This window comes from Streptomyces sp. NPDC056224, assembly GCF_042267665.1.
Classification (GTDB): Bacteria; Actinomycetota; Actinomycetes; order Streptomycetales; family Streptomycetaceae; genus Streptomyces.
On record NZ_JBHJTK010000001.1, the window covers coordinates 126910 to 138942 of the forward strand.

At 75.9% G+C, this 12033-nt stretch carries 9 protein-coding genes and 1 pseudogene; 3 read left to right on the top strand and 7 right to left on the bottom strand.

Going from position 1 to position 12033, the window contains the following annotated elements; all coding sequences use genetic code 11:
• Nucleotides 1–394: 394 nt before the first annotated feature.
• Nucleotides 395–1033 carry a hypothetical protein gene (locus ACFCZ1_RS00605; protein WP_376676109.1) on the top strand — a complete coding sequence of 213 codons (639 nt, stop codon included), beginning with the start codon at nt 395–397 and terminating at the stop codon, nt 1031–1033.
• On the opposite strand, the gene ACFCZ1_RS00610 is transcribed toward ACFCZ1_RS00605, so the two are convergent.
• A complete protein-coding gene (locus ACFCZ1_RS00610) occupies nt 1027–1518 on the bottom strand; it encodes an SRPBCC family protein (RefSeq protein ID WP_376676110.1) in 492 nt (163 codons plus the stop codon). The two genes, ACFCZ1_RS00605 and ACFCZ1_RS00610, sit on opposite strands and share 7 nt — an antisense overlap.
• Before the next feature lie 190 nt (nt 1519–1708).
• Between ACFCZ1_RS00610 and ACFCZ1_RS00615 the strand changes: the two genes are divergently transcribed.
• On the top strand, nt 1709–4174 hold the full coding sequence (locus ACFCZ1_RS00615; protein ID WP_376676111.1) for a hypothetical protein: 2466 nt from the start codon (nt 1709–1711) through the stop codon (nt 4172–4174).
• Here ACFCZ1_RS00615 and ACFCZ1_RS00620 read toward each other — a convergent pair.
• The 5 genes from ACFCZ1_RS00620 to ACFCZ1_RS00640 form a co-directional block, all read right to left on the bottom strand.
• Entirely contained in the window at nt 4125–6593 is a 2469-nt protein-coding gene (locus tag ACFCZ1_RS00620; RefSeq protein WP_376676112.1) for a right-handed parallel beta-helix repeat-containing protein, read from the bottom strand. The genes ACFCZ1_RS00615 and ACFCZ1_RS00620 overlap by 50 nt on opposite strands.
• Nucleotides 6594–6695: 102 nt before the next feature.
• Nucleotides 6696–7355, bottom strand: coding sequence for a hypothetical protein (locus ACFCZ1_RS00625; RefSeq protein WP_376676113.1), 660 nt, complete (start codon nt 7353–7355; stop codon nt 6696–6698).
• Nucleotides 7356–7675: 320 nt separating this feature from the next.
• Entirely contained in the window at nt 7676–8500 is an 825-nt protein-coding gene (locus ACFCZ1_RS00630; protein ID WP_376676114.1) for an MOSC domain-containing protein, read from the bottom strand.
• 54 nt (nt 8501–8554) lie between these two features.
• Entirely contained in the window at nt 8555–9061 is a 507-nt protein-coding gene (locus tag ACFCZ1_RS00635; RefSeq protein ID WP_376676115.1) for a DUF6643 family protein, read from the bottom strand.
• A 246-nt stretch (nt 9062–9307) separates the two neighbouring features.
• A complete protein-coding gene (locus ACFCZ1_RS00640) occupies nt 9308–10486 on the bottom strand; it encodes a glycosyltransferase (RefSeq protein ID WP_376676116.1) in 1179 nt (392 codons plus the stop codon).
• 511 nt (nt 10487–10997) lie between these two features.
• Here ACFCZ1_RS00640 and ACFCZ1_RS00645 point away from each other — a divergent pair.
• Nucleotides 10998–11789: a glutamate racemase gene (locus ACFCZ1_RS00645; protein ID WP_376676117.1), complete on the top strand. Its 792-nt coding sequence runs from the start codon at nt 10998–11000 to the stop codon at nt 11787–11789.
• 25 nt (nt 11790–11814) lie between these two features.
• Here ACFCZ1_RS00645 and ACFCZ1_RS00650 read toward each other — a convergent pair.
• Nucleotides 11815–12024 (bottom strand): annotated as a pseudogene (locus ACFCZ1_RS00650) (ADP-ribosylglycohydrolase family protein); the annotation flags it as partial.
• Nucleotides 12025–12033: the final 9 nt, after the last annotated feature.

Below are 12033 nucleotides of genomic sequence, written 5' to 3' on the forward strand. Positions count from 1 at the left end.
GCGCCCCCGGTGGCCGGTCCGCGGTGCGGCCGGGAGGGCCGAGCCGGGAGGGCCGGGGCCGGAGGAGGTCGCGGCCGGCCGCGTACGGGCGCGGCTGGCGGCCGACCGCGGGGCCTGGTCGCCGAGCCCCCGGCGCTCTGACGGCCCGGGTGCGCGGGCTCTGGTCCGCGCCTGTGGCGCGACCGTGACGGTCCGGTACGAGAACACCCTCGTCGGGCCCGGATCCGCTCGCTACGCTGTGGCGGACTTCGATCACGGCGGAGCTTCGGGGGAAGCCATGGCGGGCATCGCGTACAACAGGCCGGAGCGGGACGCGCGTACGCGCGCCCAGGCGGCTACGGGGACCGGAACCGGAACCGGAACCGGAACCGGGAGCGGGGCGCAGGCGTCGCCGTTGGAGTGTCCGAGCTGTCGGCGCTCCGACGAGGTGCGCGCCGTCCCCGCCGTCTGCCTCGGCGGGCACCGTCGCCTCGAACAGGGCGGCACCCGCGCTGACGACCGGAGCGTCCACACCCGGGAGTGCGTCCCCAGGCTGGCGGCAGCGCTGGCCGCGAGCCCGCCCGCGCCGGTGACCGCCGGGCGGACCGCTCTGGGGGTGCTGCTGATCCTGGTGTCGATCGGCACGTTCATCGGCGGGGCGGCGGGCGGGAAGTGGTTCGCCGACCCGCCGAAGAGCGAGCCCCAGGGGTCGCTCCAATTCCGGGGCGGCGCCCATGCGGAAGTCACGGCCGCGCCCGGGGCCGGGCTCCTGTTCCTCGGATGGATCTCGGCGTTCGCGCTACTGGGGGCGGTCCTGCTCATCGTCTCGGCCGTACGGATCCGACGTGCCTTCCGGACGCGGATCGCCGCCGGCCGGGACGCCGCCGAGGAGGTCTGGTCCCGCGGCTGGTGCTGTGCGCGCTGCGCGGTGGTCCACTTCGCCGGGGGTCCGGCGGTGTCCCTGCAGGAGTTCCGGGCGACGGTGTGGGGCGCGGGAGGCTACGGAGACCTCGCCCGAGAACACCGGGTGACGGGAGCGGGCGGCGACTACTGATCCGCCGCGCGCCGTCCGGTGAGGCGGGCGTCGAGCGTACGCACCGCCGTACGGAAGGAGTGGCCCAGGCCCGGGCGGGCGGCGGAGAGGGCCAGCCGGAAGGGGGCCGGCCCGTCCGCGGCAAAGGTCCAGCGGACGTGCGTGCCCGAGCCGGCGGGGGTCAGCCGCCACTCCTCCAGGAGCGCGCGGAGACCGGGGGCGTTGGTCTCGTCGGCCCGGTACGCGTACCGCTGCCCGGGGTCCGCGGCCATGATCGTCTCCTGGAAGCGCACCCCGCCCACCAGCTTGATCTCGCGACCCGCGCCGCCGCGCGTGGGGCGGGCCAGGGTGACGGCCCTGAACCACCGCGGCCAGCCCCCGACCTCCTCCGCCAGCGCCCGGTACACGGCCTCGGGCGCCGCCGTCGCCCGCGCGGCGAAGACCAGCCGTACCGGCGCGTCCTCGGTGAAGTCCAGCCCCACCGGGCGGAGTCGGCGCAGAGCCATGGCGTTGCCTCCTGGGAGGGGATGCGGAACGCGCGTGCGGAACCGGCGCGCTGAAACATGAGTGACCATAACTGACCAACAGTCAGAAGTCCGCCCCGGGACGGAAACCCGCGGCGCGGGGGCTGGGCAGGCGGTCCGCCGCGCGGGATGCTGGAACCCCGCCGATCACGCTCCGCGAGCGGAGGCCGCATTGCCGGATGCCCGCAGCCCCGAACCGCCCCTCGGCCCCGAGCCGTCCGTCGCCCCCGTACCGCCCCTCGCTTCCGTACCGCCCCTCGCCCTCGAACTCCTGGTCCACGGCGTCGCCGGCGCCGCCCCCGCCGAACTGCTCGGCGACCCGCGCACCGTGCGCGTCACCGGCGACTCCACCGCGGCCGTCTTCCGCCGCACCGAGGACGCCGACGCCGAAGCCCACCCCGAGCGCTACGCAGGGCGGCCGGTCCCCGAGGCCTACTGCTGGTCCCGGCTCACCTCCGGCAACGGCGCCCGCGCCCTGTGGCTCCTGCTCCTGCCCTTCATGGTGGCCAACCTCGCCCACTGGGCCCGCCCGGCCACGCCCGCCGCAGACCCCGCCCCGCGCGCGGTCCGCACGTACGGGGTGCTCGTACGGATCCTCGCGCTCAGCCTGACCGTGCTGCTGATCGCGGCCGCCTGCGAGGTCGCGCTCGACCTGTTCGCCTGGCAGTGCGCGGGCTCCGGCACCTGCTCCGGCTCCCGCTCGTGGCTGCGCTTCCTCGCGCCCGGAGGCGGCTGGTGGGCCCGTCCCGGGCGCCGCCTCGCCCTCGCGGCCCTGGTCCCCGCCGCGCTGACCGGGCTGCTCTGGTTCCTGTCGAACCGTACGTGGAGCGCCTACGAATCCCAGCCGCCGCCCGCCGGCGCCGCCGACCCGGACACCGCGTCGGACACCGCGCCCGCGCTCGGCCGCCCCGGATTCTGGTACGGGCGGCGGCTCGTGGCCCGGCTGCGCGCCGCGCACACCGCCGCCGGGCTGCTCACCGTGGCCGCGGCCGTCGCCGCCCCCACCGCCCGCCACGACCGCCGTGCCGGTTCCGGCGTCCTCGAAGTCCTGGGCTGGGCCGCCCAGTCGCTGCTCGTCGCCGGGGGACTCGTCGTGGTCTGGGTCGTCTGCCGGCGCGGCCGCACCGAGGCCCGGCCCGACCACCGGCTCGACCGCGCCGCCGTCACCCTGCTGCCCGGAGCCGCCCTCGCCCTCCTCGCCGCCGTCCTCGCGTACGCGTGCTGGCCGCCGCGCCCCGGCTGGACCTCCGCCGGGCGGCTCCCGGGGGACTTCGCCTTCGGGGTCCTCATGCTGGGCCAGGGCGTCTGCGTGCTCGCCCTCAGCGGTGTCGCCGCGTACCTCCATCGCAGGGCCCCCGTCCCGGCCGCCGCCCTGCACGGCCTCGGCGGGCCCGCCGTCGCCATGCTCGGCTGCGCGCTCGGCGGTGTGATGTCCGGCGGGGTCGCCCAGCGCGTCGCCGACTGGCTGGACGGGGGAGCCACTCCGGGCATGGCCGGGGCGCCGCTGCCCGGGCCGCCCGTACTGCTGTCCTGGCAGGCCGCCGTGCTGCCGCCGCTGCTCCTCGTACTGGCCCTGCTCGCCGCCTGGTTCGCGGGGCGCGGAGCCGGGGCCCGGCGCCGGCTCGCCGCGACGGTCGCCGCCGAGTACCCGGGGGAGGCACCCGACCGGGCCCGCAGCCGCCGGATCGCCGGGGCCCGGGCCGCCGCCGCGCTGACCGACTCCGCGCCGTGGTTCGTGGCGGCCGTATCCGGGATCACCCTGCTGCTCGGCGCGGGCGCGCTCGCCGGAGCCTGGTTCAGCGGCCGGGTCCCGGGCGAGGCGGCCCGCGGGACCGGGCCGCTCCTGGAGAGCGCCGCCCGCGCCGCCCAGGACACCGGGTCCTGGCTCGTCGGCTTCGGCTTCGTCCTCTTCGTCACCTGGGGCCGCCGCGCCTACCGGGACCCCGCGGCCCGGCGCACGATAGGCATCCTGTGGGACGTCGGAACCTTCTGGCCGCGCGCCGCCCACCCCTTCGCGCCACCCTGCTACGCCGAGCGCGCCGTCCCCGACCTGACCTGGCGAATGGCCGCCTGGACCGGCCGCACCGGGGGCCGTCTGGTGATCTCCGGCCACTCCCAGGGCAGCGTGCTCGCGGCCGCCGCCGTCTGGCAGCTGCCGCCGCCCGTCCGCCGCCGGGTCGCCCTGCTCACCTACGGATCCCCGCTCGGCCGCCTCTACGGCCGCTGGTTCCCCGCCTACTTCGGCACCGGCCCGCTGACGGCGCTGCACCAGGAGGTCGACTGCTGGCGCAACCTGTGGCGGGCCACCGACCCCATCGGCGGCCCCGTGCTCGCAGGCACCCGGGAGGGCGTGGACCGGGGCCCGCTGGCCGACCCGCTCGCCTACGGCCGCAGCGCCCGACACCCGCTGCCCGCGCCGATCCTCGGTCACTCCGACTACCAGGAGGATCCGGCCTTCGCCGCCGAACGCGAGGCCCTGCTCGCGCGCCTGGACACGGCGGCCCGGGTCTTGGGGCCGCGCCCCGGGGGTCCCCGCGGACGGAGTCCGGGGGAGGCGGGGGAGGCCGCCGGGGGAGTCCCGGGTCAGCTCAGCAAGGCGCGGGCTGCCCCGGCAGATCCGCCGGGAACAGCAGGGTGAGCTCGTCCTTGCTCGGCTCCGACAGCTGGGCCACCCGCCCCGCGTGCCGCTCCACCATCGACTCGAAGGTCTGGCGCGCGGTGCGGCCGTTGCCGAAGGCCGGCCCCTTGGGCAGCTCCGTGAAGTACGCCAGCAGCGCCTCGGAGGTGCCCTCCCCGAGCCGGTACTCGTGCTCCTCCGCCTGCTGTTCCACGATCCGCAGCAGCTCCCCGGGACCGTAGTCGCCGAAGGTGATGGTCCGGGAGAACCGTGAGGCCACCCCCGGGTTCACGGTCAGGAAGCGTTCCATCTCCGCCGTGTACCCGGCGACGATCACCACCACCGCCTCGCGGTGGTCCTCCATCAGCTTGACCAGGGTGTCGATCGCCTCGCGGCCGAAGTCCCGGCCCGAGTCCTCGGGTGCCAGCGCGTACGCCTCGTCGATGAACAGCACCCCGCCGCGCGCCCGGTCGAAGGCCTCCTGCGTACGGATCGCGGTGGAGCCGATGTGCTCACCGACCAGGTCCACGCGGGACACCTCCACCAGGTGCCCGCGCTCCAGCACCCCGAGGGAGGCAAGGATCTCCCCGTACAGCCGCGCGACCGTGGTCTTGCCCGTTCCGGGGGAGCCGGTGAAGACCAGGTGCCGGCGCGCCGACGCGGCCTTGAGGCCCGCCTGCTGCCGGCGCCGGCCCACCTCGATCATGTCGGTGAGGGCGCGCACCTCGCGCTTGACGCTGTCGAGGCCGACCAGCGCGTCGAGCTGGCCCAGCACCTCCCCCGAACCGCGGGTCCGGGCAGCGGTGGCCGCGGCCGTCGGCGCCGCCCCGCCGTCCGTCCGGTCGGCGGCCCGCGCCGCCGGTACCTCCGCCGGCTGGAGTACGGGGCTCCGCCCGGTGGCGACCGTGCGGATCCCCGTGTGCGCCCCGGCGAGTCCGCCGCCCGAGGCGGCCTGGGCCGCCGGGCGGGCGGCGGACTCGTCGCCGGTGCAGCCCTCGGCGACCGGCCCGTCCTCCGCGAACTCGTACCCCCCGCGCGCGCAGCGCTCGGTGTGACAGCGCGCCAGGGTGGTGCGGCAGCCGTCGAGGACGTGGAAGCCGAAGCCGGAACTGCCCGTCACCCGGCAGGCCGTGAAGGTGCCGCGGCCACCCGCCGACACGTAGAACCCGGCCTCGGCGGGGGAGGTGACCGTGCACCGCTCCAGGGTGGGGTCGGCACCCTTCGTGACGATCACGCCGGTCTGCACGGCGTCGATGGTGCAGTTGGCGAGGGTGCCCCCGCTGCCGTGGTCGCGGAACCAGGCCCCGGTGGCCGCTTCGCGGATCCGGCAGTCGTCGAGCTGTGCGGTGGCCCCGTCGCTCACCGACACCGCGGTGTTGCGCACCTGGGACAGATCGCTGTCGACCACGTCCACGCGCGAACCCCGGTCCAGTACGAACAGCGCGTCCGGCACGTCGTGGACCCGGCAGGAGTCGAGCGACACGGTGGCCCCGTCACTGATCCACACGGCCGGATAGTCGCCCGTGCTGTCGTGGATCTCGCAGGACTCGGCGTCGACCCTGGTCCCCGGGTCCCACACCGACAGGCCGTTGCGGCCGAAGCGGCGCACCGTGGTGCGGCTGAGCGTGAGCACCGAACGGGACCGCAGGTCGACCGCGTTCTCCGGGATGTCGTGGATGTCGCAGCCGGCCAGGGCCAGGACCGCGTCGGTGTCGAGGGTGACCCCGTCGGCCGTGGTGCGGTGCACCGCGCAGTCCGTGAGCCGGGCCGAGGCGCGGGCCGCGATCTGCACGCCGGAGCCCTTGATCTCGTACACCTCGCAGCCCAGCGCCTCCAGGCCCGAACCCTCGCCCGTGACACCGATGCCCGCGCCCGTGGCGTGGTGGACCCGGCAGCGCTCCAGCCGGGGGCTGCCGCCGCCGCGCACCGAGATCCCGGTCTGCCCGGCGGCCACGACCTCGCACTCCTCGAACACCCCGCCGCCGCCGTCCAGTACGGCGATCCCGACCCCGCTCGGATTCTCCACCGTGCACCGTCGCACCAGGGGCCTGGCCCCGCTGCCGCGCACCTCGATGCCGGCCGCCGACCGCGTGCTCACCCGCAGATCGGTGAGCTCGGGGGCGCCGTCCTCCACCAGCAGTGCGGGAGCGGCCCGGTCCTGGCCCTCCAGGTGCAGGTCCTGGACCACGGCCGAGGCCCGCACGGTCAGCGCGACCCCGTCCAGCGGGGCGATCCGCACCGACCCGAGGCCGCCCTCGGGCCCGCGCAGCGTGACGGCATGGTGCAGCACCAGGTTCTCCCGGTAGGTGCCGGGAGGGATGGACAGCACGTCCCCGTCGCCCGCGGCGGCCAGAGCCGCCGCCAGCGTCGGATACTCACCGGAGCGGCGCCGCCATCGCGAAGCCCCGCCGTGCGTCACCTGGACCGTGCCCTGAGCCATGGTGCTGTCGTGCCCCCACCCTCGTACTCGCCGCGCCGCCGATGCGGACGGTCTGGTCTGGCCGGTCCACCGTAGCGCGCGCGGGGCCGGTGAGCGGCCAGGTCAACTGCCCGCGCCCGCCCGGCCCCAGTCCGGCCAGGCCGCCGCCCATGCGCGGTCCAGCCGCATGTACCGCTGATGCATGAGCCTGCGTACGACCAGCCGGCGGACCGTCTCGACCAGTACGGCCACCGCGAGGGCGGCCGCCAGGCCCGCCACCCCCGCGTGGACCGCGGCCGAGGACGGGTCGAGCGGCTGCCCCACCAGCCCGCCGTGCGCATCGGTCCATATCCGGAACCGCTCACCGGGGCGCGGCGGTTCCTCCGCGGCCGGCACCGTGCCCTCGTGACTGCTGCCGTCGGGAGCGGTCCACGAGGCCACGACCTGCGTACGCTGCGGAGCCGTCTGATGAGCGGAGGGAACGGCGGCCTCGCCCGGCTCCGAAGCGGAGGCCGACGCCGAATCCGAGGCCGAATCCGACGCCGATGCCGATTCCGGGGCGGCCCGGACCACGACCGCCGGAACGAGGTGCCGCTCCTGCCGCTGCTCGCGCACGGCCCGCTGCAGCGTCCCGTCGACCTGCACACCTGCGACCCAGCCGATGGTCGGAGCCACCAGCAGGACGCACACCAGCGCGGTGAACGCGACCCACGCCTCGAAGAGATCGGTCGGCCGGCGCAGCGGATTGCGCCGCCAACGCCACACACCCAATGCCGTTCGCACGGTCCGGCACCCCCTTTGCCTCCGCCTGTCTGCGCGTCCAAGCCTCCCGCGTGCCCCGGGACGCGCATTCCGGGACGCGCGAGACCTGTGCCACCCGATCCGGCTCCATTGCCCGACGCTGGTCATGCGCCGGTGCCTGTGCCGGTCCTCGCCGGGCGTCCACCTGTCCTGACTGCTCCAACGGCGCGGTCGTACCGGTTGGTTCCAGCCCGGGGACGGAGCCCCTCGAAGGTGTCATTCCGGCGGCCGTTCGCAGCTCCGCGACAGGTCATTCGCGACTGGTCAATCGCGACATGTCATTCCCAAAAGGTCTTTCAGGGTCATTCCAGGACGCGGACCTCGTCGCCGACGCGCACCGTACCCAGCCGCACCGGCACCAGCTGCCGCCCGAAAGCCAGGGACTTCCCGATCCGCCGGTGCACGGCAAGGGTCTTCAGAGGCTCCTTACCCCGTTCCGCGGTCTCCTGGTCGGTGGTCGTCACGACGCACCGCCCGCACTCCCGCACCCCGCGGAAGACGGCGTCGCCGATCGCGATGCGCCGCCAGCCGTCCTCGGCCCAGGCCTCCGCCCCGGAGACCACCACATTGGGGCGGAACCGGTTCATCGGCAGGGGGCCCTCCTGCGGATGTCCCCCTTGCGCGATCAGCGCGTTGAGCGCGTCCAGCGAGGCCAGGGTCGTGATCAGCAGCGGGTACGCGTCGGCCAGGCTCACCGTCTCGCCCGGCAGCGCGTAGTCCGGGTCCACGGGCCGCCGTACGGCCGGATCGTCCAGGTGCACCAGCCGCGCCGGCTCTCCGAGGTACGCGCTGAACCAATCGGCCGCGGCGCTCGCCGCGACCACGGTATCGATCTTCTTCCCGAACAGGAGGACCGGCTCCGGCGAACCCGGTGCGGGCACCTCCACGACCAGTTCCGCCGTCCCGGGGGCCGACACCGCGATCCGGCCGCCGTCCAGCGGCCGCGCGGCCGCCAGGGCAAGTCGCGGTTGCTGGCGTTGGGTTATGACGGTTCCCCCGGAGTCGACCAGCGCCCACCGCCGGTCCCCGGACAGCCCCCAGGGCTCCACGGCCACCTCGTCGGGAGCGATCCCCGCTACCGATTTGACGGGATGGACGTGAAGCGCCTGGACGTACAAGTTCGACATGGGGGCATCCTGCCAGTCGCCCCCTCCACCGCCCCAGCGGTCAACGCTCCTCCGTCAGTAGCCGCGCCCCTGGTACGGACGGCCGTACGGGTCCTCGTACGAGGCGGCCGGCACCGGCGCGGGAGCCTGCATCGGCCGCGGCGCGGCCGGACGCATGGCCTCGTACCCGGTGGTCGTCGCGACCGGACGGGGCTGCTGCTGCTGGGGCTGCGGCATGTATCCCGAGCGGGCGGCCATCGGCTGCTGCTGCGGGATGTAGGGGGCGGGCGCGTGCTGCAGCGGCATCGGCTGCGGTGCGCCCTGCTGCTGGTACGGGTACCCGTACGCGGGCGCCTGCTGCTGGGGCGCCGCCGGGGGCAGGGCCGGCAGCGAGGACGCGAGGGCCGGCAGGTACCCACCGCTCGAATACCCGGCGCTCGGGGAGTCGTAGGCGGCCGGGACGCGGATCGGAGCGATCTGCGGAGTGCCGCGTTCGGCGACGAGGGAGTCGTAGATGGGGGTGTCCGGGAAGGAGGGCGCGGAGTAGTAACCGCCGCCATAAGTGGAGCGGGGGGAGGTCATGGGACCTAAGTTAAGCCCACGAATTCACGGGGTCCATAGCGAGGTGACCCGAACACCGCCCTGACCTGCATATTCGCAGGTCAGGGCCACAGCTTTCACTTGACGTTCACGTGCACGATTCGCCACTTCCACCCCAGCTTGTTCCTACTCGTACTCACCGGTTGTGTAGTGCACCGACTTGGTGCTGACGCAGCGTCACAAGCCGGTGACCTCGGATGACGCTGTTTCGGGCAGCAGTTCGCCGTTTCACGCGTCGCTGGGCCGGGCATAGGTACGGCCCTTCCACGCCGCGCCGCGCCCCCGGTAGTGCTGGACGGCCGAGTCGACGGTCATCAGGAGGTACAGCAGCGCGGTGAACGGAAGCAGCGGCGCGAGGACGGCGGACTGCCCGTAGTAGCGCAGCATCGGCAGGTAGGTGCCGGCCATCAGCAGCCAGGCCAGGCCCCCGGCCCACGCGACCGCCGGGTGTCCGGTCGCGAGCCCGGCAAGGAGGGCGGCCGGGGGCGCGAGGTACACGAGCGCCAGGCCCGCGACCGTCCCGGCGAGCAGGAGGGGCTGGTGGCGCAGTTGCGCGTAGGCGCTGCGCGAGACCATCCGCCACAGGTCGCCGAGCGCGGGGTACGGGCGCACGCTGTCGACCCGCTCCGCCAGCCCGAGCCAGATCCGGCCCCCGGAGCGCTGGACGGCGCGGGCGAGCGAGACGTCGTCGATGACGGCCTGGCGGATGACGTCCGGCACGCCCGCGCGCACGGCGGCCCCGGTGCGCAGCAGGACGCAGCCGCCGGCGGCCGCCGCGGTGCGGGCGGCGGGGCGGTTGATCCGGCGGAACGGGTAGAGCTGGGCGAAGAAGTACACGAAGGCAGGTACGACGAGCCGCTCCCAGAGGCCGACGACGCGCAGCCGCGCCATCTGGGAGACGAGGTCGAGGCCGGCGGAGGTGGCGGCGGCGACCAGCTCGCGGAGGCTGTCGGGCTCGTGCGCGATGTCGGCGTCGGTGAGGAGGAGGTAGTCGGGCTCGGCGGCGTGCGCGGTGCGGGCCAGCGCGATGCCGTGGCGCAGGGCCCAGAGCTTGCCGGTCCAGCCGGGGGCGGGGTCGCCGGGGGAGGTGACGGTCAGCGGGAGCCCCGGATGCTCGCGGGCGAGCCGCAGGGCGAGGGCGCCGGTCCCGTCCGTACTGCCGTCGTCGACCAGGATGACCTCGGCCTCGCCGGGATAGTCCTGCGCGATGAGGGAGGGCAGGCTGCGGGGCAGCACCCCGGCCTCGTCCCGGGCCGGGACGACGATGGCGACGGAGGGCCAGCGGGCGGGGGCGGTACGCGGGGGGAGCCGGACGTCGGTCCGCCAGAACATGCCCTGGGCGAGGGTGAGCCAGAGCCAGGCGGCGAGGGAGGCGTAGGCCGCGCAGGCGGCGGTGAGGAGGCCCATGGCCGCAGTGTGCCGGGCCGCGCGGGGTGTGTCGCGCACCCCGACGCCCCGGGTGCGGCGGGCTTCGCCGGCCGGGCCGGGGTCGGGGTGCCGCTCGGTTCCGCGGGCGCGGTGCGGTGCGATGTGGGGCGGCGTGGCGGCGGGGTCGGCGGGCCGGGGCTGTGGGACGTGAGGCCGTTCGGCGCCGGCTCACTGCCTCCCGGTGGCGTGGCGGCGGGCGGTCGCATGCGGCGGACGGGGCGGACCGGTTCGGGCGCGGGGATCAGGGGGTGGGTCCGTTGGGGCGGAGTGGGTCGCGGTCGGGTGGGGGCGGGCAGGGCGGGCCGAAGCGGCGTCGGCCGCCCGGGGCCGTTGCCGTTCCGACCGCGACCGCGACCGCCGCCTCCGCCCCGCCCGCCGCGCCCGCCCACCCGCCGCACGGATGCGGGCATGGCGGCCCCGGCGCCGTACGGGAAGGTGTCGGGGACCGGGCGGGAGGGGGCTAGGCGGGGGCGTCGACTAAGGTGAGCGGGTGAAGATCGCGCTCATGGACTCCGGAATCGGCCTCCTCGCAGCGGCCGCGGCGGTGCGGCGGCTGCGGCCGGACGCGGATCTGGTCCTGTCCAACGACCCCGACGGGATGCCCTGGGGGCCGCGGACGCCCGCCGACCTCACCGGGCGGGCCCTCGACGTCGCCCGGGCCGCCGCCATGCACCGCCCCGACGCGCTGATCGTCGCCTGCAACACCGCCTCCGTGCACAGCCTGCCCGCCCTGCGGGCCGAGCTGGAGCCGGGCATCCCGGTCATCGGGACGGTACCGGCGATCAAGCCCGCCGCGGCAGCGGGCGGGCGCGTGGCGATCTGGGCCACCCCCGCCACCACCGGCAGCCCCTACCAGCGCGGTCTGATCCGCGAGTTCGCCTCCGGGGTCCACGTCACCGAGGTGCCCTGCCCCGGGCTCGCCGACGCCGTCGAGGCCGCCGACGACGCCGCCGTCGAGGCCGCCGTCGCCGCGGCCGCCGCCCTGACGCCGGCCGACGTCACCGACGTGGTGCTCGGCTGCACGCACTACGAGCTGGTCGAGTCCGCGATCCGCTCTGCCCTGGCCGCCCGGACACAGGGCGCGGAGCTGGTCTTCCACGGTTCCGCCGAGCCCGTCGCCGTCCAGGCGCTGCGCCGGATCGGTGCCCGGCCCGAGCCCGCCCTGCCCGCCACCGGGAGCCTGACCGTCCTGCGCAGCGGGCGCGTCGGAACCCTGCCCGCCGCCGCCTTCGGGTACGCGGAAGGGCGGCTGCTCGCCGGCCACCGCGCGCCCGTCGGCTGACCCTCAGCTGACCCTCAGCTGACCCTCAGCCGGGTCCGGCCGACGCCAGCCGCCGGGCCGGCCCGCGCAGGTCGTCCGCGTCCAGCACCCGGTCCCCGAACCCGGGCAGCGGCACGTGCAGCGCCGCCGCCCAGTGCTCCGGGACCGAGCGCTCCCCGTACCGGGCCCCAGCGAGGGTTCCGGTCACCGCCGCCACGGTGTCGGTGTCCCCGCCCAGGTCCACGGCAGCCCGTACCCGGCCGAG

What these genes read in the sequence shown, in the direction of transcription:
- ACFCZ1_RS00610 (WP_376676110.1), bottom strand. Translation starts at nt 1,518, where the DNA reads ATGGCTCTGCGCCGACTCCGCCCGGTGGGGCTGGACTTCACCGAGGAC.
- ACFCZ1_RS00620 (WP_376676112.1), bottom strand. Translation starts at nt 6,593, where the DNA reads ATGGCTCAGGGCACGGTCCAGGTGACGCACGGCGGGGCTTCGCGATGG.
- ACFCZ1_RS00630 (WP_376676114.1), bottom strand. Translation starts at nt 8,500, where the DNA reads ATGTCGAACTTGTACGTCCAGGCGCTTCACGTCCATCCCGTCAAATCG.
- ACFCZ1_RS00635 (WP_376676115.1), bottom strand. Translation starts at nt 9,061, where the DNA reads ATGACCTCCCCCCGCTCCACTTATGGCGGCGGTTACTACTCCGCGCCC.
- ACFCZ1_RS00640 (WP_376676116.1), bottom strand. Translation starts at nt 10,486, where the DNA reads ATGGGCCTCCTCACCGCCGCCTGCGCGGCCTACGCCTCCCTCGCCGCC.